Origin of the sequence: Jhaorihella thermophila, from assembly GCF_900108275.1 — a bacterium.
GTDB lineage: Bacteria > Pseudomonadota > Alphaproteobacteria > Rhodobacterales > Rhodobacteraceae > Jhaorihella > Jhaorihella thermophila.
Window position 1 is genome coordinate 1 of the sequence record NZ_FNVD01000025.1, and the last position, 23,237, is coordinate 23,237.

Here is a 23,237-nt window from a genome sequence, read left to right on the forward strand (position 1 = left end):
TCTTGTTCATCTTCGCTCCTTGATGGCTTCGATGAACCAGAAATCCTCCGTTGCTCAAACCCCTAAATCTGTCCGATAGGTGCTGACTTCAGACAGGCGCAAGCCCGTCCGCGCCAACCGCACCGGCGAGGTGCTGCGCAAGATGTTCAACCTCGCCATCGAATGGGGCATGCGCAAGGACAACCCGGCTTCCTCCTTCCGCAGGCGGCTCGAGCACGAGCGCGAGCGCTTCCTGACCCGGAAGGAACTCGAGCGCCTTGCCGCCGCGCTCGAGGCGGACCCTGACGACCGAACCGTGGGCATCATCCGCATGTGCATGCTCACCGGCGCGCGGCTTGGCGAGGTGCGCTGCGCCCGCTTCGAGCATTTCAACCTCGAGCACATGACCTGGACGAAGCCTGCCTCGATGACGAAGCAGCGCAAGATCCACCGCCTGCCGATCTCCGAGGAGGTCGCCGCCATCGTGCGCCAGCGCCGTCTGGTGGTGCCGGAGGGCTGCCCGTGGCTTTTCCCCGGCGAGGTCGAGGGCCAGCCTGTGCAGGAAATCCGCCGGGGCCGACCGCGTGGCCCACCTCTATGAACGTCAGAGGGTGCAGAGCCGGGGCGTGCCCTGGGGGGCACCCGCGATGCGCGCCCTGCGCGATCTCGGCGACTGGCAGGCGGCCGAGCTCGTGCGCAAGAAGACCGAGGCCTGCCTTGTCGGTGTCGTCTTCGGCGCGGAGGAAGCCGAGCAGGGCATGGCGCCCTCCGTCGTCGATGCCGACAACCGGGTGATCGAGGCCTTCGAGTCGGGGCTCATTGCCTATGCGCGAGGGGCGAAGGACATCCGCTTCAACCAGCCGGGCAGCGGAACAGGCATCCGCGAATGGTTGCAGGTGCAGATGCATCTGATCGCCGCGGGCTTCCGGGTTCCAGAAATCTTCGGAGGGAGGCTCAGCGCTGGAAATGATCTTTGCCCGCTTCTGCATGGCCTCGAGCAGCTCTTCAGTCAGGGGCGTCGAGTGCCGATCGAGCACGTCGAAGAGTTCGAGGACGTCCTCAGCCATCTCGTCTGTGATCTCGGATTCAGGAAAGAAGCAGCCGGCTTCGACGTTCTTGTACCATGCGTTTGCGGTCAGGTTCGCGGAGCCGATATAGAGGCCGTATTCTCGCCACCAGATCACCTTCGCATGGTGATGCTGAACGAGGCGGCAGGCGCGCATTCACGGCACGCAGACTTCCTGCTTGCTCCGAATAGCATGGCGTGGCTGGCCGAAGGCAACTTCCTTGCCCCGACCTTGCGCCAACGTAGCGCCAACAGGCGGGGTCAAATCGGCCAACGTGTTCCGCCTTTGTTTGCGGTTTGTTGCGGCCGAATGCGGTGAATGTTCTCGCGCCGATTTGCCGCCAAAGCTGGCTTAAGGCTTTGTAATGTTTGGAGAAATTTGTTGGTTGCGGGGGCAGGATTTGAACCTGCGACCTTCAGGTTATGAGGCAACCCAAGGCGCTCTGAATAACTTCGTGAAATCAGTTGCTTAGGCGATTTTCAGGCCCGCAACGTCATCCACGTGTCGCACGGAGCAAACGCAAGTCATTGGGAAGAATCGGGAATCCCGCCGCCATCTCGGTTGCGCTCGGCCAGTGGCGGGCCGGGATCGCAGGGTCGGCCGAACCAATCGCGGTCCCTGAGCGCTTCATTCTCGACGTTCCGCGCAGAGCAGCTGGGAAGAAACGGAACAGTGTTGCCATCGTAGAGGAGACCGGGACCGACCCATCTGGTGTAGTATCCATCGCATCCACTCCCGTGGCTCAGACCGCTCATCCTCATGGCTTCGGCATAATCCATCCGCACCCTGCCGTTGGTCTCGGCGTCATAAAGGCCGGTGGACTGCCAGTCATAGGACTGAACAAGAACATAGCGGTCGTCGAAGCAGATGCCTTCAATGTCTCGAGCGAGAGTATCTACCCCGTTCGTCGCAAGCAGGTCGTTCCGCCCAGAACGAGACCAGTCGAACGAACGGACCAAGACCATGCCGTTAGGAAGTGTGACCTGATCCCGAAACCGCGACGTCCATCCCAGCATGAAGATGGTCAACAATGCACCGACAAATACGAACGTCGCTGCCAGCGACGCGAACAGCAAGCGCCTTGTCGGCTGATTCCTTACCATCAGTCGCTTCTCGGCCTCTGACGAAAGTTGCTGTCCTCGCGTTGCGCGAGGACTTCCGCCGAGAACCGTGCGGTCCAGCCTCCATAGATGCGGTACGGCACGCCTAACTCAACGCCAATGTCAAACGGATCCTGGAAAATGTCGTGGAATTCGAAACGAGTATTGCCATTGATGGTCATCATGCGGCCATTTCGCGTGGCCGAACCAACGAATACCCCGCGAACGGTTCCGTCGCCGTGAGCAAAGTCCACGGAGCCGAAATCGTATACGAATTCGAAATCATAGGTGAAATTACGCGACCCACCTTTTCGCGCTTCGTCGGCAATCTGGTCTGCAAGCCTACGGAACGCACCTTCAATACCGTCGTCATAAGCATACTGTTCGGCGATCTCTCGGAGATGGCCGATTTCGAGCAGACTTACCGCGCGACCATTTCCGTTTTGGTAGTGATCCCAGAAGTCCTCCGTGCTCCACCGATCATAGCTCGACGCGAGGCTCGTGGTGAACTCGTGAAACCCGAACTCGGTCTCGCCTGCGACGAAGGGGACTGCCTCGCAGCGGCAGTTGTAGTCCTCGCCAGGATGCCCAGTGGCGGGCGGATCGGACCACGAGAACACGCGGCCGTCGTTCATCCGGTGCGACCGGCGCACACGCTCGTCGCGCCGGGTGCGCCAGACATACTGATCCGTGACCCCGGCCTGTTTCAGCGACAGGCGGATCGGCGTTCCCCTGCGGAGATATTCGCCGAAGGCCCTCCGATAGGCCTCGGTGTAGGTGATGGTCATGATGGCGGGCCTCTGCGATCGGCCGCGCGATCATCGACGATTTGACTAAAGATCGCGTTAACCGCCCGCGTGATGCCGGTCACCCCAGCAGATTGGCCTCGACCTCGGCCATGGCGTTCTGGTGGTCGGGCGACGGGAACAGGTGGCCGTAGCGCTCCATGGTCATCTGGATCGAGGAATGGCCCGCGAAGGTCATCACCTCCTTGATCGAGAAGCCCTGCTCGATCCAGAGCGACACGGCGAAGTGGCGCAGGTCGTGCCAGCGCAGCTTCACGCCGACCTGCTCCTGCAGCTTGCGGAACCGGGACTGTGTTCTGGTGTGCTGGAGGACGCCGCCGCGCGGCGCGGGGAAGACAAGCCCGAGATCGCTCTTCGGGCAGCGCAGCTTCCAGCGGCGCAGGGCGTTCAGCACCATCGGCCCGGCGGGGATGTCGCGATAGCCCGCGCGGGATTTCGGCTCGCCCATCTGGTTGTAGGCGTCGGCGCGCTGGCGCACGTAGATGAAGCCCTTCTCGAAATCCACGTCCTGCCAGCGCAGGCCGCGCAATTCCGAGGCGCGCAGGCCGGTCAGCGCCGAGACGATCAGGTGCGGTTTGAAGTCCTCGTCGGCAGCCTCGATCAGCGCGCGAATCGTCTCCTTCGACGGCACCGGCGCCTTGTAGTCGATCCGGCTCGACTTGATCACCCGCACGCCCTGCGCGGCGTTGGTGAACAGCTGGCCGTTGTCGATGGCATGGTCGAGCAGCAGCTTCAGCACTGAGAGCGCGCGCCGCGTCAGATGCTCGGACCGGCCGTTCAGCAGCAGCCGGTCGCGGAACTCGTTCACATGGCGGCGGGTCAGCTGGACGATCAGCTTGTCCCCGATCACGACCTGCGCGTCCGTGATGTGCAGCCGCACATAGTCGCTGTAGCCGCGCAGGGTGGACCGCTCCATCCGCCGCCCCGTCTTGCACCTCACCTCGCAATGGTCGAGCCACGCCTTGGCGGCGTCGGCCACGGTGATGCTCTCGCTGTCGGCCAGATAGGTGTTGTTGGCGACCAGCGAGCGGACCTTCACGAGATAGACGTCGGCGTCCTTCCGGCGCGGGAACAGCTTCGAGCGGCGCTTGCCGGCCTGATCGGTGAAATCCACCTGCCAGCGCACCAGGCCCGAGGGCAGTGTTCTCTTCCGGATCGTCGCCATCCGATTTTCCTTATTCCCGACAATGCGTTGAGCATCGTCAGCCTTCCGCATTGCCATTCTTCTTCCGGCATAGCGAGGCGAAACCGACCGCCTCGGAACCCAGTAATGGATTTTTAGTCCGAAACCACCTTGTGCGCCAGAGGTTTTGAACCTAAGGTCCGAAACAAGTTCGGGAGACCCCGCCGCAATGGCAAAGCTCAGCGACCTCATCCCCACCCTCGCGCAGGTGCTGCCGATGCCCGAGCAGACCGTCGCGGTGATCGCGCGCGCATTGCGGAAGGAGCGGCTGATCTCCACCGGCGGGCGCGGCCCAGGCGCCGCCGACATGACGCCTGAGGATTGCGCCCGGCTGCTGCTCGCGATCATGGCGGCCGATCAGGTGAAGGACGCGGTCGAGGCGTCGCAGCGGTTCTGGGATTTCCCCGTCGAGGATCTGCACAGCCGGGACACGATGCCCGAGGACGAGCGGGACGCTTGGCTCCCGCTGCCGGAAGCCATGCGGGCGCTGACGCAGGTCCGAACATTCGGGGAGATGCTGGCCGGGCTGATCCTGGCGGCGCGGGACGGTGCGCTCGACGCGGCGCTCGGCGGTGTCATGCTCCCCTTCATGAAGATCGAGGTCGAGCGGCGGTTCCACACCGCGTCCGTCTCCCTCGCCGGGTCCAGCGACGGGCTGCTGCCCGACCGGACCGTGATGATCGCGAGCTTCGCGCCGCCGAAGGCGCAGCTGCGCAGGCTGATGGAGGCATCCGGATTTCACGAGGGCGGCGATGCGATGGTCACGTTCGCCGTCAGTCAGAGAACGATCAACGCGCTCGGCGCGCTGATCCGCACCTAGGAGGACAGGACATGCAGGAGCATTTGCGGGCTGGACCCGCCACGGGAGAGGTTTGCCCGACGCTGGCGGAGGATCTGTTGCGGGGCGCGGACGCCATCGCGCTCTTCGTCTTCGGCGACGCGAAGGAGCGGCGGAAGGTCTACTACTACGCCAGCGAGGCCAAGGTGCGGATGCCCACCTTCCGCATGGGCAACGTGATCTGCGCGCGGAAATCGCGGCTTCTCGACTGGATCGAGCAGCAGGAGGCCGCGCGATGAGCGACTTCCGCGACCCGCTTTCGACCGACGATCATGTGTTCCTGGGCAACTGCCTTCGCAACACCCGCGATGCGCTGATCCATTTGATGGCCTCGGCCGTGCCTGGCACCTCGACCTATCGCGAGGCGGATCGAACCCTTGCGGCGCTGGACCGGCTGCGCGCCGAGCTCGATCACGACCTGCGCGGGACCACCTCCTGGGAGCGCGATCCGCGCGGCCTGACCGGCAAGGTCTACTACGGCCTCGTCAGGCTCATCGGCAGCGCCGAAGCGGCCGAGGATCACGCCCAGGATGACTTCGCCGCCTGAGTTCTGGACGGAGAGTAAGCATGGAGGACGCCATCCGCACGACCGAAGACATAGCCCATGCCGATGCGTCGGCGGATGCGTCCGCCAGCGCGCCAGCGCTTGCGGCGCCTGAGGATCCAACCGAACTGCGCCTGCAGCTGCATCGCCACGGCTATCGTCCGGTGCCGGTGCTGGGCGCGCACGTCGCGATGAAGGCCGCGGGCAAGCGGCCGATGATGAAGGGCTGGGAGACCGTCTGCGCCAGCGCCGACGAGGCCGAGATCGCGCGCTGGACCAAGGCGCAGCGCAACTGCACCAACACCGGCCTGCTGTGCGGGACGCTGGTCGGCATCGACATCGACGTGCGCGACCACCAGCATGCCCACCGGGTGACCTGCATCGCGACCGAGATGCTCGGCATGACGCCCGCCTGTCGGATCGGGCGCGCGCCCAAGATCCTGCTGGCCTTCCGGACCGACCAGCCCTTTGACAAGATCCAGAAGCGACAGGAATAAACGAGACGAGCCATGAACCACCCCTACCGAACCGAATGCTGTGACACCGGCTATCCATACTGCGGTTCAGGACCGGAGGGTTCAAGCGCCATCGGACGCGAACGCCTGCGGAACGAGCCTTGGCCCCGTGTCGCATCCGTGTTGCACGGAGGAATCGGAGCTGGTCGTAAGCCTTTGAAATCTTTGGGGAGCGGTCGGGACGGGCTTGCAACTCGACGCGACACGAAAAAGCTGCCCGGAGGGCGGTCTAAGTGTTTGATATATTGCCGAAAAGTTTGGTTGCGGGGGCAGGATTTGAACCTGCGACCTTCAGGTTATGAGACCGCTGGTCGGGATACTCGAACAGCGATAAATGTAGCCTTTTCAAATACATAAATGCCAATGGCAGGCAAGTTTAATCATTGCGCCAACGTAGCGCCAAGCCCGGCAAAGAGCGTCAGGAAGCAAGTAGGGCGGGCATCGCGTTCCCTGCTGGCGAAGCCAACTCCAGCACCCTTAGAACCAGACATCCGCCGTTGCGAAACGTTTTGACGCGCTCGTTCACTCAACTTCCGGCAGATTGCAGGTGCAGCTTCGTGCTCTACCAGCTATATCTCGAGCACCGGATAGAAACCCCTGATGATGATGTCTGAGACCATCTTCACAGACTTCTCGCGCAGGACGTGTCGCGGTCCTTGCGCGGTACGGCAGAGTGCGGCACCGGCGAACCATGGGCGCCCCACTAGAATCGCCATGTGAACAGGGATTGATTAGGCGGAACGCAACAGCATGAGCACATTGGAAGAGATCAGGCCGGGCGCCCGGCTCAAGGGCATCGCACCTGGCGGGACGGTAGAGGTGGTCTCCACCGAGTGGATCGGAACGCAGGCGGTCAATGTCGTGTTCCGCGACCCTGCCGGCGCGGTTACCGAAACCACGCTGTTTCGAGAGGACGAGGCGCGGGTTCAGCTGGAGCAGGCAGGGCGCGCATGGTCCTTCGACGCCGACGGAGCTCTCACGCGCCTGGTCACCGAGGCAAACAGGATCAAGCTTGCTCATTACTTCGATCCTTACCTCGCGATCCACACGAGTCTGATCGACCCGCTGCCGCATCAGATCTCGGCTGTGTACGGCGAAATGCTCCCCCGACAGCCGCTGCGCTTTCTGCTTGCCGACGACCCGGGGGCCGGGAAGACCATCATGGCGGGGCTACTGATCAAGGAGCTCATCGCGCGAAGCGATCTGGAGCGCTGCCTCATCGTGGCGCCGGGAAGTCTCGTCGAACAGTGGCAGGACGAGTTGGGCGAGAAGTTCGGCCTCGAGTTCGACATCCTCTCACGCGACATGATCGAGACCTCGCGTTCGGGCAACCCGTTCAACGACCGGCACAGGCTCATAGCGCGGCTCGACATGTTGGCCCGCGATGATGACCTGCAGCAGAAGCTCGCCTCGGCGACCGAATGGGATCTGATCATCGTCGATGAAGCGCACCGGATGTCGGCCACCTATTTCGGCAACGAGGTCAAATACACCAAGCGCTACCAGCTGGGGCAGAAGCTCGGGGGTATCTGCCGCCATTTCCTTCTGATGACGGCAACCCCACACAACGGCAAGGAGAAGGACTTTCAGCTCTTCATGGCGTTGCTTGATGGCGACCGCTTCGAGGGGCGCTTCCGTGACGGCATGCATGTCGCCGACGTCGAAGACATGATGCGCCGCCTCACCAAGGAGGAGCTGCTGCGTTTCGACGGTCGGCCGCTCTTTCCCGAGAGGCGCGCGTATACCGTCAAATACGAGCTGTCGCCGCAGGAAGCGGCACTCTATGCGGCTGTCACCGATTATGTGCGCAATGAGATGAACCGTGTTCAGCGGTTCGCCGAGGAGGATGGGCGCAAGCGCAACATGGTTGGTTTCGCGCTCCAGATCCTGCAGCGGCGCCTCGCTTCCAGCCCTGCGGCCATCTATCAGTCACTGAAACGACGCAGGGAGCGACTTGAGGCGGAACTCGCCGAAGCGCGTCTGGTCGTGCGAGGGCGTGGCCTGGGGCAGGACATCCCGGTGTCTGACGATTTCCTCGAAAACATCGACGAATTCGGTCAGGAAGAAATCGACGAGATCGAGGAGCGCCTTTCGACCACCGTCACCACTGCCGAGACGATCGAGCAGCTCGAGATCGAAGTCACGACGCTCAAGGAGCTCGAGCGCATGGCATTGTCGGTGCTGCGCTCGGGCAAGGACACGAAGTGGCAGCAGCTCGATCGTATCCTCGATGACGATCTGATGATTGACGCGCAAGGCAATCGCCGAAAGCTGATCGTCTTCACCGAGGCAAAGGACACGCTCGATTATCTGCGCGACAAGGTCACCGCGCGCCTGGGCAACCCCGATGCCGTCGACGTGATCCATGGCGGCGTCTCGCGCGAGGAGCGCAGGAAAGTCGTCGAGCGCTTCATGCAGGACCGCGATCTTCTCGTCCTCATCGCGAATGACGCCGCCGGCGAGGGCGTCAACCTCCAGCGCGGTCATCTGATGGTGAACTACGATCTGCCGTGGAACCCCAACAAGATCGAGCAGCGCTTCGGCCGCATCCACCGCATCGGTCAGACCGAGGTTTGCCATTTGTGGAACTTGGTCGCCAAGGACACTCGCGAGGGCGAAGTCTACGCCCGGCTTCTGGAAAAGTTGGAAGCCGCGCGCGAGGCGCTTGGCGGCCGTGTCTATGACGTTCTCGGTGAACTCTTCGAGGAGCGCCCGCTGAAGGATCTGCTCTTCGAGGCTATTCAGTATGGCGAGAAGGAAGAGGTAAGGGCCCGTCTCTTCCAGGTGGTGGACGGCGCTGTCGACCAGAGCCACCTGATGGAGCTCCTGCGCAAGCGGCAATTGACGAACGACACCCTGCCCGCCGAGCAGGTGCACGAGCTACGCCTCGAGATGGAAAAGGCCGAGGCCCAGCGCCTGCAGCCGCACCATGTGCAGAGCTTTTTCCTCGAGGCCTTCCAGCGCCTGGGAGGGCGGATCAAGCCGCGCGAGGAGGGGCGTTTCGAGATCACCCATGTGCCGCTCGCCATTCAAGAGCGTGACCGGGAGATCGGCATCGGAACACCGGTGCAGAAGAAGTACGAACGCATCTGTTTTGACAAGAGCAAGATCAACCAGCAACCGGTGGCCGAGTTCGTCTGTCCCGGCCATCCGTTGCTCGAGGCGGTGATCAGCCTGGTGCGCGAGCAGAATAATCACCTGATGAAGCAAGGGGCCGTCCTCGTGGACGACACGGACGACGGTCGCGACATCTCGGCCCTTTTCATGCTCGAGCACAGCGTGCAGGACGGCCGCCCCACCCGCACCGGCAAGCCCCATATCGTCTCGCAACGGCTCCAGTTCGCGACCATTGACGCCCAGGGGCGGATTGCCAATGCGGGCATCGCCCCGCACCTGAATCTGCGCCCGGCCAAGCCCGAGGAGCTGGAGGCCGTGCGCGATCTGCTCGAGGCCGACTGGCTGCGCGAAGACATCGAGAAGCGGGTCGTGCAATACGCTACGGTCGAGCTTGCGCGGAAGCATGTGGAAGAAGTACGCGCCCGCCGCCTGCCCGAGATCGACAAGGTCGAACGGGAGGTCAAGGCGCGCCTCAAGCGCGAGATCAACCACTGGGACGCCCGCGCGGCCGAACTGCGCGAGCAGGAACGGGCCGGCAAAAAGACGCGGCTGAACTGGCAGAACGCCCAGCGCCGGGCGGACGAGCTGGCCGAGCGGCTCAAGCGCCGGCTGGAGCTGATCGAGAAGGAGCGCTTCATCTCCTCCCAGCCCCCGCGCGTGCGCGGCGGGATGATCGTGATCCCCCGCGGCCTCCTCGCCGCGCGCTTGCCCGCCATGGCCGCGGCAAACGGCTTCTCCGAAGACCCCATCGCGCGGCGCGAGATCGAGCTCAAGGCCATGGAGGCGGTCATGGCCGCCGAGCGCGCGCTCGGCAACGAGCCCGAGGACGTCTCGGCCCAGAAGCTCGGCTACGACATCGCCTCCTACGACCCGAGGGCCGACCGCCTGCGCTTCATCGAGGTCAAGGGCCGCATCGACGGCGCCGACACGGTGATGATCACTCGGCAGGAGATCATCACCTCGCTGCACGAGCCCGAAAAGTTCATCCTCGCCATCGTCCAGGTGAAGGATGGCTTCGCTTGCCAGCCCCGCTACATCCACGGCCCCCTTGACAGCCGCGAGCCGCCGTTCGACCACAACGCAATCCAGTTCAATATCAATAAACTACTCGAACGAGCAGAGGCACCACAGTGAAGATTACCAAAGGTCTGATCATTGCCGACCCCTGGATCGGCTACATCCTGGAGGGGAACAAAACCTGGGAGATGCGCTCCACCGCTGCCAGCCTGAGAGGCTGGTTCGGACTGATCCGCAAGGGCACGGGAGCCGTCTGGGGCGTCGCCTGCCTCGTCGATGTCCTGCCGCCGCTCTCACCTGACGAGATGCTCGCAAACATCGACAAGCACCGCATCCCGGCGGAAATGATCCGCTCCGGCGAGGTCGCGAAATGGAACACGCCCTGGGTTCTGGCAGATGCACGGCGCCTTCCGCGGCCCGTCCCCTATCGCCACCCGCCCGGGGCCGTGACGTGGGTGACCTTCGAGCCGGAAGTTTCCGAGGCCATCGCGGCGCAACTCGGTGACCTTCCCGCAGACCTTTCGGCCGGCCCCGCCGCTTCACCGAAGAAGCCAGCGGCGCCGCGCCCTGCTCCGCTGTCAAGCCACGAACCCCGCCGGGCCGCCAGCGCGGCCGTTGCGCCGGCACTTTCCCCGAGCAGAGACGGAACGATCATCGGCCGCACCGAGCTGACCGAGGGTAACATCAAGAACAACCACTTCCACGTTCGCAGCTTCATCGACAAGTTTCCGGCAGACGCCATCGGCGGCTCGAACGCTGCCCAGAAGGCCCCGCGCGAGGTGGTTGTCGACTGGGGCGGCGAGACGCCCGTGATGACCGATATCGACGGGCAGAAGAAGTTCTTCCGCGCCCGTGGCTGGATCCGCAGCTTCTTCGAACGCACCGGCGCGCGGGCCGGAGACGTGGTATGCGTCGAACAGACCGGCCCCTACGCCTACCGCGTCAGCCTCGAGAAACGGAACGCCTGAATGACCCACCCCAAGAAGAAACTCATCGAAGTCGCCATCCCGCTCGAGGCGATCAATGCCGCCTCGGCGCGGGAGAAGTCGATCCGCCATGGCCACCCGTCCACGCTGCATCTGTGGTGGGCGCGCCGGCCGCTTGCGGCCTGCCGGGCGGTGCTCTTTGCCCAGCTGGTCGATGACCCTTCGGCCCATCCCGACCGCTTCCCCACGGCAGAGGCGCAGGAGGCCGAGCGCAAGCGGCTGTTCGGCATCATCGAGGAGCTGGTGAAGTGGGAGAACTCCACCAACGAGGAGGTGCTGGAGCGCGCCCGCGCCGAGATCCGCGCAAGCTGCGGCGAGGCCCTGCCGCCGGTCTATGACCCCTTCTCGGGCGGCGGCTCGATCCCGTTGGAGGCGCAGCGGCTGGGCCTGCCGGCCTATGGGTCAGACCTCAACCCCGTGGCGGTGATGATCGGCAAGGCGATGATCGAGATCCCGCCCCGCTTCAAGGACCGCCCGCCAATCCACCCCGGGCTGAAGGAGCGCAACCACTACCGCAACGCCGAAGGGCTGGCCGAGGACGTGAAGCACTACGGCGAATGGATGCGCGAGCGCGCGTTTGAGCGCATCGGCCACCTCTACCCGCAGGTGGAGCTGCCGAAGGAATATGGCGGCGGCAAGGCGACGGTGATCGCCTGGATCTGGGCGCGTACCGTGCCCAGCCCCGACCCGGCCTTTGCCGATGTGCAGGTGCCCATCGCCTCGTCCTTCCTCTTGTCCTCGAAGAAGGGCAAGGAGGTCTGGGTCGAGCCCATCGTGGACCGGCAGGAAAAGACCATTACCTGGCGCATCCGCCACGGCGGCACGAAGGAGGAGATCGCCAAGGCGAAGGAGGGCACGAAGGCCGGGCGCGGGGCGAACTTCCGCTGCCTGGTGTCCGGCGCGGCGATTGCGCCTGATTACGTCAAGCGCATGGGGCGCGAGGGCAAGATGGGCCAGACGATGATGGCCATCGTCGCCGAAGGCAACCGCAGCCGGGCCTATGTTGCGCCGAACGATGAGCACGTGCGCATCGCATTCGAGGCCAAGCCGGACTGGAAGCCTGAAACGCCCCTGCCGAACGATATGCGGGCCTTTTGGACGCCGCCATATGGCCTGACCACCTTCGGCGATCTGTTCACCGACCGGCAGCTGGTGGCGCTGAATACCTTCAGCGATCTGGTGCATGAGGCGCGGGAAGAGATCGAGAAAGACGCCCTCGCCGCCGGCCTCTCGCCCGACCCCACGCCGCTGCGCGAAGGCGGCACCGGCGCCCGCGCCTACGCCGAAGCGGTGAGCGTGTATCTGGGGTTTGCGATTGACCGCGTGGCAATGTCTGGAAACAGCTTGGTTAGATGGAACCCGGTTGGCCAAAAGGCCCAGCATATTTTCGGGCGGCAAGCGATCCCGATGTTGTGGGACTATGCCGAAACGAATCCCTTGGGGAATGCCACGGGCGCGCTCAATGCCGCCTATAAGATGGCAGAAAACGGGCTGCGGACCGTTCCTTGCGGGGTTGGCGAAATCGCGCAGCAAGACGCTCAGGGAGTTTCTATCCACGAAGGTTCTGTCATTTGCACAGACCCCCCCTATTATGACAACGTCGGTTATGCCGACTTGTCAGATTTCTTCTTCGTCTGGATGAAACGGGTGCTGCGTCCGATTTACCCCGAATTGTTTGGAGTTCTGGCAACGCCAAAATCGGAAGAACTGGTCGCGACCCCCTACCGCCATGGTGGAAGGGATTTGGCCGAAGCACATTTTCTTGATGGAATGCGCACGGCTATCGCCAACATGTCGCAGCAATCTTCCACCGACTATCCCACGATAATCTACTACGCCTTCAAACAAAGTGAGGTGGCGCAAGACGGTATTAGCTCAACCGGGTGGGCAACTTTTTTGCAAGCCGTGATTGAAGCAGGGTTTTCAGTTCTCGGAACTTGGCCTGTAAGAACCGAGATGCGCACACGGCAAATCGCCATGGGCACCAACGCCCTTGCCAACTCGGTGGTCCTCGTCTGCCGCAAGCGGGCGGAGACGGCCGAGACGATCACCCGGGCCGAGTTCATCCGCGCGCTCAAGCGCGAGCTGCCGCCCGCCATCGCCGAGCTTCAGGCCGCCAACATCGCGCCGGCCGACATGCCGCAATCGGCCATCGGGCCGGGCATGGGCATCTTCTCGCGCTACGCGTGCGTGCTCGAGGCCGATGACAGCAAGATGAGCGTCAAGACCGCGCTGCAGCTGATCAATGCCGAGCTCGACGAGTTCCTCAACGACCTGCACGGCAATTTCGACCCCGAGACGCGCTTTGCCGCCACCTGGTTCGAGCAGCATGGGTTCGCCAAGGGCGACTATGGCGCGGCCGACAACCTTGCCCGCGCCCGCGGCATCTCGGTGGACAGTGTGCGCCATGCCGGCATCGTCGAAAGCCTCGCCGGCAAGGTGCGCATCCTCAAGCGATCCGAGCTCGACCCCGAGTGGGACCCGGGGACGGACGATCATCTCACCGTCTGGGAATGCTGCCAGCACCTGATCCGCGTGCTGGAGAATGACGGCGAATATGCCGCTGCGGTGCTGCTGAAGAAGATCGGCGGCGAGCGGGCCGAGATGGTCAAGGATCTGGCCTATTACCTCTACGAAGTCTGCGCCACCAGGCGGCAGGACGCCAAGGAAGCCACGGCCTATAACGGGCTGATCGCGGTGTGGTCGGACCTCACCCGCGAGGCGGCGCAGATTCACGATACCGACATGAACCGCCAAGGGCGGCTGGATATTTGAGGGCAGGCATAGATGGCAAAGAGTGCACGGCAGACGGTTTTCGAGGGCATGGAGTTGCTGCCCGAGGCGCTGATCCCCTTCGTGGAGAAGCGGCTGGAGGCGACCATTCAGGGCCACTGGCAGGTGGCGGTGGTCGAGCAGGTGAGCGGGCTGCGCCCCAACTCGAAGGGCGCGGTTGCCTGGGATCAGGCGAGCCTCCTGAAGGCGATGATGGCCTTCTGGAAGACGAGCTTTGCGGGCGTGCTCGGGCCGATCGAGCGCTCGATCGTCTCGGAGCTTCTGGAGGTGCGCAACCGGCTCTCGCACAACGAGCCGTTCAGCTATGACGACGCCGAGCGCGCGCTCGATTCCATGCGCCGGCTGATGGAGGCGATCAGCGCCGGCGAGGTGGCGGCCAAGCTTGGCCGGATGCGCGACACGATCCTGCGCACCAAGTATCGCGAGCTCGCCCGGAGCGAGGAGCGGCGGGTGCAGAACCCTTCGATCCAGACCGGGGCGATGGCCGGGCTTCTGCCCTGGCGCGAGGTGGTCGAGCCGCACCCGGACGTGGCCACGGGCAACTTCCAGCAGGCCGAGTTCGCCGCCGATCTGGCCAAGGTGCATCGCGGCACCGCACCTTCGGAATACACCGACCCGCGCGAGTTCTTCGCCCGCACCTATCTGACCGAGGGGCTGAGTAACCTTCTGGTCGGCGCGGCGAAACGGCTGGCGGGCAAGGGCGGCGATCCGGTCGTCGAGTTGCAGACCAACTTCGGCGGCGGCAAGACCCACTCGATGCTGGCGCTCTACCACATGGTGGGCGGCACGCCGGTCTCGGACCTGCCGGGGCTCGACCAGCTCCTGCGCGAGCACGGGCTCGATGTGCCCGGCAAGGTCAACCGCGCGGTGCTGGTGGGCACCTCGACCGGGCCCTCGGACGTGAAGCAGCGCGAGAAGGACTATGGCCGGCCGATCAACACCACATGGGGCGAGCTTGCCTTCCAGCTGGGCGGCGAGGAAGCCTTCCAGATGGTGGCCGAGCATGACGCCAAGGGCATCGCGCCGGGCTCGCACCTGCTGGAGGAGCTGTTCCGCAAGTGTGCGCCGAGCCTCATCCTGATCGACGAGTGGGTGGCCTACCTGCGCCAGATCTACAAGGTGGACGGTCTGCCCTCGGGCTCGTTCGACGCAAACCTGTCCTTCGTGCAGGCGTTGACCGAGGCGGTGAAGGCCTCGCCGCAGACGCTTCTGGTCGCGTCCCTCCCGGCCTCGCAGATCGAGGTGGGCGGCGAGGGCGGCCAGGAGGCGCTCGCGCGGCTCAAGCAGACCTTCAGCCGGGTGGAGTCGTCCTGGCGGCCGGCCAGCCAGGAGGAAAGCTACGAGATCGTGCGGCGGCGGCTGTTCAAGGAGATCCCCGGCGACAAGTACATGCACCGGGACAATGTGCTGAAGCAGTTCGCCAAGCTCTACCGCGAGAACCCCAACGACTTCCCGCAGGGCTGTGCGGACGAGGACTATCGGCGCAAGCTCGAGAAGGCCTATCCGATCCACCCCGACCTGTTCGACCACCTCTACACCTCGTGGGGCGCGCTCGAGAAGTTCCAGCGCACGCGCGGTGTGCTGAGACTGATGGCGCAGGTGATCCATGAGTTGTGGATGGCGGGCGATCCTTCGGTGATGATCATGCCGGGCAGCGTGGCGGTCAGCTCGCCCCGGGTGGAGCCGGAGCTTCTGCATTATCTGCCGAACGCCTGGCAGGGGATCATCGCCGGCGACGTGGATGGGGCGAACTCGACGCCCTTCAAGATCGACCAGGCGAACCCGAACCTGAACCGCTACTCGGCGACCCGCCGCGTTGCCCGGGCGATTTTCATGGCAACCGCACCCTCGGAGGGCCAGCAGAACCGGGGCATCGACGACAAGCGGATCAATCTCGGGGTTGTCCAGCCCGGTGAGCGGGTGGCGAGTTTCGGGGACGCCCTGCGCCGCCTGACCAATCAGGCCAAGTTCCTGCACAGCGACAGCGGGCGCTACTGGTATTCGATGACGCCGAGCCTCAACCGCGTGGCGGCCGACCGCGCGGCCCAGTTCGAGGAGGCGCTGATCCTTGACGAGCTCGACAGGGCGCTCAAGACCTACATCAACGGCCTGAAGGATCGTGGCGACTTCGATGCGGTTCAGGTTGCGCCCGGCGATTCATCGGAGGTTCCCGATGAGCCCGGTGGCGTCAGGATTGTGGTGCTTGGCGTGGCGTATCCGCACCACAACGGGCGCGAAAATTCGGAGGCGATGACGGAGGCACGCAACATCCTGCAGCAGCGCGGATCAACGCCAAGGGTCTACAGGAATACCCTTGTGTTTCTCGCACCCGACGAGAAGCAGCTCGACCATCTCAAGCAGGCGATGCGCGCCTCGCTTGCCTGGGCGGAGATTGTCCGGGATGCGGAATCCGGGCGGCTCGACCTCATGGTCAGCGATATCGCCTTGGCCAGGGACAAGCTGAAGGAGGCGCAATCCACCCTGCAAACGCGACTGCAGGAAACCTGGTGTTACCTGATCTATCCCTACCAGGAGACGCCGCAGGCGGACGTAGCGTTCACCAGCGCGCGTATCCCCACGCAGGATGGCGTCTTGAGCCGGGCGAGCCGGAAACTGGTGAACGACGAAGCCCTGTTCCCCGAAATCGGCCCCGTGCGGCTCAATTCGGTATTGGAAAAGTACATCTGGAACGACAAGCCGCATCTCTCGCTGGGGGATCTGTGGGAATATCTCAATCGCTACATCTACCTGCCCAGGCTCAAGAACCGAGATACGCTCGCACGGTCGGTTCGTGCCGCCGTGAGTGGACTGGTTCCCGGCCCATTCGCTTATGCAGAGGCGTGGGATGAGAAAGCGCAATCCTATCGCGGATTGGTGCTCGACCACGGGGACAAGGCAGTCGTGTCGATTGGCGGCGACTCCGTTATCGTCCGGTCAGACATCGCCGCCCGGTCCAAGAAGGAGCGCGAGCAACCCGCACGGGCAGAGGCCACCGGTAAGGCCGGCGCAACCGCAACGGGCGGGGTTGCTCACGGCCCGATGCCCTCGCCCGGTGGAAGCGAAACACCGGATGAGGCCCGCCTTCCGACGCGTTTCACAGCCACTGCCTTCCTTTCACCTGAGAGGCCGGCTCGCGACATGTCCAACATTATCGAGGGGATCATCGACCAGTTGACCACCATTCCGGGAGCGGAAGTCACGATCCGGGTCGAAATCGATGCCGAAGTGCCGTCGGGCCTTGACCGCAACAAGGTCCGGACGCTGACCGAGAATGCCAACACGTTAAAGATGGAAAAGCAAATTCGCTGACATCTTGGTCAACAAACGACATTCATCGATTGGAGGGAGGACTGCAGCGAAACTGACGCAGCGCCGAATAGTCTCCCAACATCTCCTCGATTGCCGATCCCTCGGGCAGGCGCTCGAGCTCCTCGGCCGCGCGCGCCTGCAATTCCGGGCTGTACTGCGGGACCGGGAGGCAGCCAAGGGGCGCTGGCACTTCAGAATCGCCCCGCGCGCAGGCGGCGAGCAAGCTCGTCGCGAGAACGAAAGCGGCGTGTCGTGGCCTCAAGCATTCGGCGTTGCGCGGCATTGATCCTCTCCATCTGTTCGAGGCGTTCGGCGAGACGCCCGGCACGCTCGGCCGAGCGCCGGAAGGCGGCGAGAAAGAGGCCCACGGTGAGCGCGATGGCGGCCCATTTCGCGATGGCGCCGCCGAGCCTTGAGCCGGCAAGCCAGGAAAGAACGCGACCCATCAGCGCCGCCCCTTCCGCCAGTCGTCCCAGCGCGCGTAGATCATGAGTGCGATCCCGCCCAGCGCGCAGGCCAGGAACGCCCAGCGCAGCGTGTCGAGCCAGGGCACGAGCGGCTGCACCGCCGATTGCGTGTCGGCCAGCGTCTGTTGCAGGAGATCGACGCCGGCGGCGCCCGTGGTGGCAACGCCCGCTACACCGCCGCCCTTCATGGTGCGGCTGTCGGCGAGGCTCTCGCGAGGGCGGGGAGGCTCCTCGGCGAAACGGCTGCTCCTTTCGGGAAACCGCTCGCCCCATTTGCGCACGGGGCCGATGTCGATGTGCATGAAGTTCTGGGGGGGATAGTAGCCGAAGCCGGTGAAGCCCGCCTCCCGCGCCGCCGCCTCGAAGGCGTGCGGGTCGTGGTTCGCCATGGAGATGTCGAAGGCCGCGCCGAGAAGATGCTGCGAGCGCGGGGCGCCGCCGACCTTCCGGTTGTAGTCCGGGCTGCGATAGGCGGAATGGACAATGATCGGGCGCGCGAGCCGGTCGCGCAGCGCCTGCAGGCGGTCGAGCGCCGCCTCGTTGACGCGGATGGTTCCATCGCTGCGGCAGGCGATTTCCTCGGGGCTGAAGTTGGGCCAGCGCCAGAGGCCCGCGGGCACGTCACGCCAATGCGCAAAGTCGTGGATCGTCATCAGGTGTCCTCCAAGAGAAAACCCGCCTTGCGGCGGGTTGGTGGGCGGATGCGGGGGTGTCGCGCGGCGCGTCAGCCGAAGAACCTCAGGCGAACGGCGATGCCCGCTATCAGGGCGATGAGGAGCCCGGTGGTGACGACATGCACCGTTGTCTGCCAGACGGTGCGCCGCGCGATGCGCAATGCCGCGAGCAGCGTGCGCAGGTCGCGTATGTCGACGGCGGCATCTTCACCTTCGAGGCCGACATCGGCCAGCGCGCGCCGCGCGCCGCGCTCGGCGGCGAGGGCCAGGATTTCCTCGAACTCGTCCGCGGGCATGCGGACAAAGCCCTGCTCGGATCTGGGAGGTGTCATGGCGGCCTCAGTCTGGCGCGGTGAACTCGAAGGCATGGATGGCGATGCGCACGGCGCCGCCGGTGAAGTCGCCGCCATTGGCGGTGAGGACGATGGGCGTGTCGGCCCAGAAAGCCTCGGGCCAGATGATGCCGAGGTTGGAGGCGCCGGCGGCGGTGCCGAGGGAGCCGCCGAACTTCGCGGGGCTGCCAATGATGCCGCAGTCGTAGCTTGTGGCGCCGGTGATCGCGCTGGTGGTGCGGGTCGAGACGCACAGCGCGATGGCGCGCGCGGGAATGACGATGCTCGAGGTAACGGTCGGGCCCGCGAGGTTCGTCAGTGTCTCCTCGGCGACGGTGAGGCGCGTCGCCGCGCCGTTCGGGCTCAGCGCGAGGGTGACGTCTGTGCTCTGCTTGACAAGTCCGAGCGCGGCCTCGAGCGCGATCCATGCACCGGCCGTTCTCACGAGAAGCATCGCCTCGTCTTCGACCCAGACCCGCCAGCCCTCGCGCGCGGGAAGGCGAACCCACGCGCCGCCAGAAAGCATCGCCACGTCCCCGTCCCAGCCGGCCCACGCGCCGGTCGCGCCGGTGGCAACAATGTAGCGATCACCTTCCGTCGGGATCGCCGGCGGCGCGGTCAGATCCCGGTCCTTCACCGAGAGCTGCACGAGGCCATCGATCCGGTCGAGGGCTTCGTTGTGGGTGACATGCTTCTGCGCCTGAGCGGCGGCGATATAGGGGAGTGCGAGGTTCGGCGTCATTGTCGGAGCCTCAAATAATGGTGACGATGTCTTCGGTGGGAGTCCCGCGTCCGAGCGAGGGCGAGAGCTGGGCCACGCGGATGGTCAGGGCGGTGCCCCGCGCCCGTGCTGCGCCCCAATCGGCCACCTGATCGGCCGTGCTGTAGGTGACGCTGGCTGTCCCCGCCGCCAGCGTGCGCTTGACCGTCGCGCCGTGGAGGATGTCGATCTCCCAGGCTTCGGGTTGATCGAGGAGCGGCACCTCGGCAGCTTCCCAGCTGTCGGCGGCCGGATCGCGGGAGCGGCGGGTCCAGGTGAGGGTGATGTCGCCTGAGGCCTCCGCGCGGGCCGCGAGGTGCACCGGGGCGAAGGGCCGGAGCGAGGCGCCCACAGGCGTCACGGACAGGATCGTATAGGTCGTGTCCGACACCGGTCGCGTTGCCGGTCCGACGGCGAGGTTCCACGGCAGGCCGATCTCCCCGACGGTGAAGGGCAGTTCGGTGACGGCCCCGTCCAGAACCACGACCCGCGCCCCGGCCGGGGCGGGATTACCGATGGCATGCTCCGTCCCCCGCTGGCCGCGCAGGAGCGTGGTGAGGCGATAGCGGCCGGGGGCGACGAGCATCGCGTCGCGGGCTTGCAGGATTTCCCATGTGCCCGGCGCGCTTTCGACGGCAAAGGCGTTACCGCCCGCGAAGAGCTGCAACTCGGTGACGCTTTCAAGCTGGCCCCAAGGCAGATCGATTTCCAGCACTGCGCCGCGATCCCAGTGCCAGACCGGGCCGGCGGGAAGGTCGGCGGCTAGCGCGCCGATCCGCGCGCGGCGGTTGATGGTGGCGAAGCTCGCCCAGCCCGATGTTTCGGGGCTACGCAGGACGGCAACCGTGCCCGGCCACGGATCGGCGTCGACGGCAATGAGCGGCCGAGGCGGCGAGTGGGCGCTGGTCAGTTGCGGCAGATCAAGGATCGCCACCTGCGGCGCGCCGAGCGGCACGGAGCGAGCGACAGCGGCGGTGCGCTGCGCGCCCGGCGGCAGATCGTAGACCTCGCGGTCCTGCCGAATTGCTTCGATGCGCCGGGCAAGCCCGTCGGCGATGCGCGTGAGACGGAGCTCGGTGGTCGTGCCGTCGGTGAAGATCACCACATCGCCTGGATCGAGGGAGAGGCGCGAGGGCGGCAGGGCAAAGCTCGCCCGTTCGCGCCCGGTCCAGGCCTCCATCAGGGCCCGGCGGCAGCGTCGTTCTGCTTCCTCGGGGGCGACGGCGACGGGGAAGCTCTCGGCGGTGATGCGCACCGCGCCGGTGGTAATGCGGCGGGCTTCGACAAGGGCGCTGTCATAGTCCTCGTCGGCGCGGGCGACACTCCAGCGCAGGACCTGCGGAAGCTCGGTTTCCTGTCCGCGAGTGCGCTCGATGTCCTCGCCGTTCCCGGCCACCAGATTGTCCGGCGTGATGGTGACCACGGACGCGCGGCCGCGCATGACAAAGCGGATCACGCCCTCGCTCTCGACGGCGTCGAAGCCGAAGTGGCGGGCGAGCATGGAGAAGGTGGTTCGGGGGCTTTCGATGGCGGGGATCACCAGCCCCTCGACGGCACCCCAGAGGCCGGAGACGTCGATGTGAGCGGCGTCCATGCCGGCGGCGAGGCACAGGCGCCGCACGAGCGCGGCGAGCGAGACAGCCCCCAGCCGGCCCGTGAGCCAGTGGCCGAGCTGCCAGTTCGCGCCATCCGACCAGACGTCGGTGAGCGCGGGGAAGAACGGATGCGGGCGGGCGTCCCAGGTCCATGCGGCGCATTCCGAGAGATCGACCATCGGCAGGCCGGTGAGGCTGGAGGCCGGGTTGTTGGCCGGTTCAGCCCAGTAGAGTGCGGTGGCTTCGAGATAACTGCGCTGGATGGCGTCGTCCCGCCAGCCCCGCGAGAAGTAGGGTGCGGCACTCTCGGATGACTTCGGGTCGAAGAAGACGTTCAGCTGGTTGGTGCCACGATCGATGGCCGGGCAGCCGAACTCGGTGAAGCGGATGGGCTTCGACTCCGGCACCCATGCGGTGCTGGATTTGCCCTCGATGATCGCCTCGATGCCGAAGGCGAGCACATCCTCGCCGGCCGTGACCGAGCGCGGCCCGAGGCGCAGCTGGTAGTTGGTGGCGGCAATGGTGACGTCCACCACCATGTCGATGCGCCAGACGCCGGCGCCGAGATCGACAAGCGCCTTCGAGACCATCGGGTTGGGGCCCTCGAACCAGCTCTCGATCGCGCCGGTGGCGAGGTTGACCACGACGCCCGTGTCGCCCGCGCCGGAGGCGGCGAAGTCGAGCATGGCCTTGCCCGAGCTTCCGGCCGAGACGTAAGCCGAGATCGCGACCCGGTCGCCCGGCGCGAAGCTGAAGAAGCCCGGCGTCGCGCCGTGCCAGGTCGCCCCGCCGCTCCCGATCAGCGCCGGCGCCGTGAAGCCCCGATGGATGCCGGAGCCGGCCGTGAGGGTGACGCCCGCGCCGATGGGGTTCCAGCCGAGCGGCTCCGCGCCCTGGCTCGCGATGCCAAGCCGCATGCCGGCCGGCCGGTCGTGATGCGGCTCGCGCCACCAAGAGCGCAGATCCTTGAAGCGCCAGATCCAGTCCTCGCCATAGTCGCCATCCGAGATCGGCGTCCGGTTCTGCGCCTCGCGGTCCGCCGCACTGGCATAGAACCAGTCGAAGCCCTCGCCGCCGGCGATGTTCGATTGCAGGTAGGCGCGGTCGTAAACGGCAGGCCAGCCCGCTTGCGCGTCCAGATGCTCGAAGCCGTCGCGCCAATCGGACAGCGGCATGTAATTGTCGATTCCGACGAAATCGATCCCCGCGTCCGCCCAGAGCGGATCGAGGTGGAAGAACACGTCACCGCTGCCGTCCTGCGGGTGATGCCCGAAGTATTCCGACCAGTCGGCCGCGTAGCTGATCTTCGTGGACGGCCCGAGGATGGAGCGCACATCCGCAGCAAGCATCTGCAGCTCCGCCACCGCGGGATAGCTGGTGGCGCTGTCGCGGATGGTGGTCAGCCCCCGAAGCTCCGAACCGATCAGGAAGGCATCGACCCCGCCAGCAACCGCACAGAGATGGGCGTAGTGCAGGATCATCCGCCGCAGGCCCCAGTCCCCGGACGGACCCGTGTAGCTGACCGACTCGCCCGAGACCGCGAAGTCCGCCGGCGTCGCCTCTCCGAAGAAGGCAGAGACCTGCCATGCGGCAGTCGCCGTCTTGTCGACCGAACCGGCAAAGCCCGCCGCCGGCGAACAGGTGATCCGGCCGCGCCAGGGAAGCGCGGGCTGGCCGAGGGTCGCGGCGTCGTCGCTGTAGGGGTTCGGGAGGCTGTTGCCCTTCGGCACATCCATCAGCAGGAAGGGATAGAAGGTGACGCGGTAGCCCCGCGCCTTCAGCTCCTGGATCGCCTGCACCACAGCCGCGTCGCTCGGCGTGCCGCCATAGACGGGCCGGCCGTCGGCGTCGGTCGACACTAGATGCGCCGCGGCGCGGTCCACGCCGTTCACTTGCCAGACCTGCGGCGTGGTGGACTTGGCGCCGGTCTCGACGCCGGGGCGGATCTCGCACTCCCCGGCGCGCAGGTCGTTGCCGAACCACGCCACCACCAACGACACGCTCTCGACCGCCGGCGCCAGCGCCTCGAGCCTGTCGAGGGAAACGAGGAAGTCGGCCCTGTCGGTCTCGGCATGGACGTTCTCGGGTGTCGTCTTCGCGCCTTCCACCCGCATCACCGGCTCGGTGGCATAGACGAACTCGCCCGCGCCGGGGA

General features: G+C 65.3%; 16 protein-coding genes and 3 pseudogenes. 10 read left to right on the forward strand and 9 right to left on the reverse strand.

Going from position 1 to position 23,237, the window contains the following annotated elements:
• Positions 1–103: 103 nt before the first annotated feature.
• Together C4S70_RS16665 and C4S70_RS19235 are read left to right on the forward strand one after the other, a co-directional pair.
• Positions 104–553 (forward strand): annotated as a pseudogene (locus tag C4S70_RS16665) (tyrosine-type recombinase/integrase); the annotation flags it as partial.
• A 37-nt stretch (positions 554–590) separates the two neighbouring features.
• A pseudogene (locus C4S70_RS19235) lies at positions 591–854 on the forward strand (phage portal protein); the annotation flags it as partial.
• A 240-nt stretch (positions 855–1,094) separates the two neighbouring features.
• Here the strand turns inward: C4S70_RS19235 and C4S70_RS19240 are convergent.
• The 4 genes and pseudogenes from C4S70_RS19240 to C4S70_RS16685 all read right to left on the reverse strand — a co-directional run.
• Positions 1,095–1,202 (reverse strand): annotated as a pseudogene (locus tag C4S70_RS19240) (hypothetical protein); the annotation flags it as partial.
• A 368-nt stretch (positions 1,203–1,570) separates the two neighbouring features.
• Entirely contained in the window at positions 1,571–2,149 is a 579-nt protein-coding gene (locus C4S70_RS16675; RefSeq protein WP_104009237.1) for a hypothetical protein, read from the reverse strand.
• A complete protein-coding gene (locus tag C4S70_RS16680) occupies positions 2,149–2,934 on the reverse strand; it encodes a phage minor head protein (protein WP_104009238.1) in 786 nt (261 codons plus the stop codon). Before C4S70_RS16680 ends, C4S70_RS16675 begins: the two co-directional genes overlap by 1 nt.
• A gap of 79 nt (positions 2,935–3,013) precedes the next feature.
• Positions 3,014–4,117 (reverse strand): tyrosine-type recombinase/integrase, encoded by a 1,104-nt coding sequence (locus tag C4S70_RS16685; protein ID WP_104009239.1) that lies wholly within the window; start codon positions 4,115–4,117, stop codon positions 3,014–3,016.
• 187 nt (positions 4,118–4,304) lie between these two features.
• Between C4S70_RS16685 and C4S70_RS16690 the strand changes: the two genes are divergently transcribed.
• From C4S70_RS16690 to C4S70_RS16725, 8 genes are all read left to right on the forward strand, one after another.
• Entirely contained in the window at positions 4,305–4,955 is a 651-nt protein-coding gene (locus C4S70_RS16690) for a hypothetical protein (protein WP_104009240.1), read from the forward strand.
• An 11-nt stretch (positions 4,956–4,966) separates the two neighbouring features.
• A complete protein-coding gene (locus tag C4S70_RS16695) occupies positions 4,967–5,212 on the forward strand; it encodes a hypothetical protein (protein ID WP_233417265.1) in 246 nt (81 codons plus the stop codon).
• A complete protein-coding gene (locus C4S70_RS16700; RefSeq protein WP_104009241.1) occupies positions 5,209–5,520 on the forward strand; it encodes a hypothetical protein in 312 nt (103 codons plus the stop codon). The genes C4S70_RS16695 and C4S70_RS16700 overlap by 4 nt, the downstream gene beginning before the upstream one ends.
• A 20-nt stretch (positions 5,521–5,540) precedes the next feature.
• On the forward strand, positions 5,541–6,014 hold the full coding sequence (locus C4S70_RS16705; protein ID WP_104009242.1) for a bifunctional DNA primase/polymerase: 474 nt from the start codon (positions 5,541–5,543) through the stop codon (positions 6,012–6,014).
• A gap of 768 nt (positions 6,015–6,782) precedes the next feature.
• Complete coding sequence (locus tag C4S70_RS16710) at positions 6,783–10,283, forward strand: protein NO VEIN domain-containing protein (RefSeq protein ID WP_104009243.1); 3,501 nt, start codon at positions 6,783–6,785, stop codon at positions 10,281–10,283.
• Positions 10,280–11,134 (forward strand): hypothetical protein, encoded by an 855-nt coding sequence (locus C4S70_RS18900; RefSeq protein ID WP_200822793.1) that lies wholly within the window; start codon positions 10,280–10,282, stop codon positions 11,132–11,134. Before C4S70_RS16710 ends, C4S70_RS18900 begins: the two co-directional genes overlap by 4 nt.
• Positions 11,135–13,927: a DUF1156 domain-containing protein gene (locus C4S70_RS16720; protein WP_104009244.1), complete on the forward strand. Its 2,793-nt coding sequence runs from the start codon at positions 11,135–11,137 to the stop codon at positions 13,925–13,927.
• 12 nt (positions 13,928–13,939) lie between these two features.
• Positions 13,940–17,254, forward strand: a complete 3,315-nt coding sequence (locus C4S70_RS16725) for a DUF499 domain-containing protein (RefSeq protein ID WP_104009245.1) — start codon at positions 13,940–13,942, stop codon at positions 17,252–17,254.
• Between the two features lie 191 nt (positions 17,255–17,445).
• Here the strand turns inward: C4S70_RS16725 and C4S70_RS16735 are convergent, their stop codons facing one another.
• The 5 genes from C4S70_RS16735 to C4S70_RS16755 all read right to left on the reverse strand — a co-directional run.
• Positions 17,446–17,700 carry a hypothetical protein gene (locus C4S70_RS16735; protein ID WP_104009247.1) on the reverse strand — a complete coding sequence of 85 codons (255 nt, stop codon included), beginning with the start codon at positions 17,698–17,700 and terminating at the stop codon, positions 17,446–17,448.
• Positions 17,700–18,374 carry a YcbK family protein gene (locus C4S70_RS16740; RefSeq protein WP_104009248.1) on the reverse strand — a complete coding sequence of 225 codons (675 nt, stop codon included), beginning with the start codon at positions 18,372–18,374 and terminating at the stop codon, positions 17,700–17,702. Before C4S70_RS16740 ends, C4S70_RS16735 begins: the two co-directional genes overlap by 1 nt.
• A 71-nt stretch (positions 18,375–18,445) precedes the next feature.
• On the reverse strand, positions 18,446–18,691 hold the full coding sequence (locus tag C4S70_RS16745) for a DUF6127 family protein (protein WP_235003868.1): 246 nt from the start codon (positions 18,689–18,691) through the stop codon (positions 18,446–18,448).
• A gap of 43 nt (positions 18,692–18,734) precedes the next feature.
• A complete protein-coding gene (locus tag C4S70_RS16750; RefSeq protein WP_104009250.1) occupies positions 18,735–19,469 on the reverse strand; it encodes a DUF2793 domain-containing protein in 735 nt (244 codons plus the stop codon).
• A gap of 10 nt (positions 19,470–19,479) precedes the next feature.
• On the reverse strand, positions 19,480–23,237 hold a 3,758-nt coding region (locus tag C4S70_RS16755; protein WP_235003869.1), incomplete at its 5' end, for a glycoside hydrolase/phage tail family protein.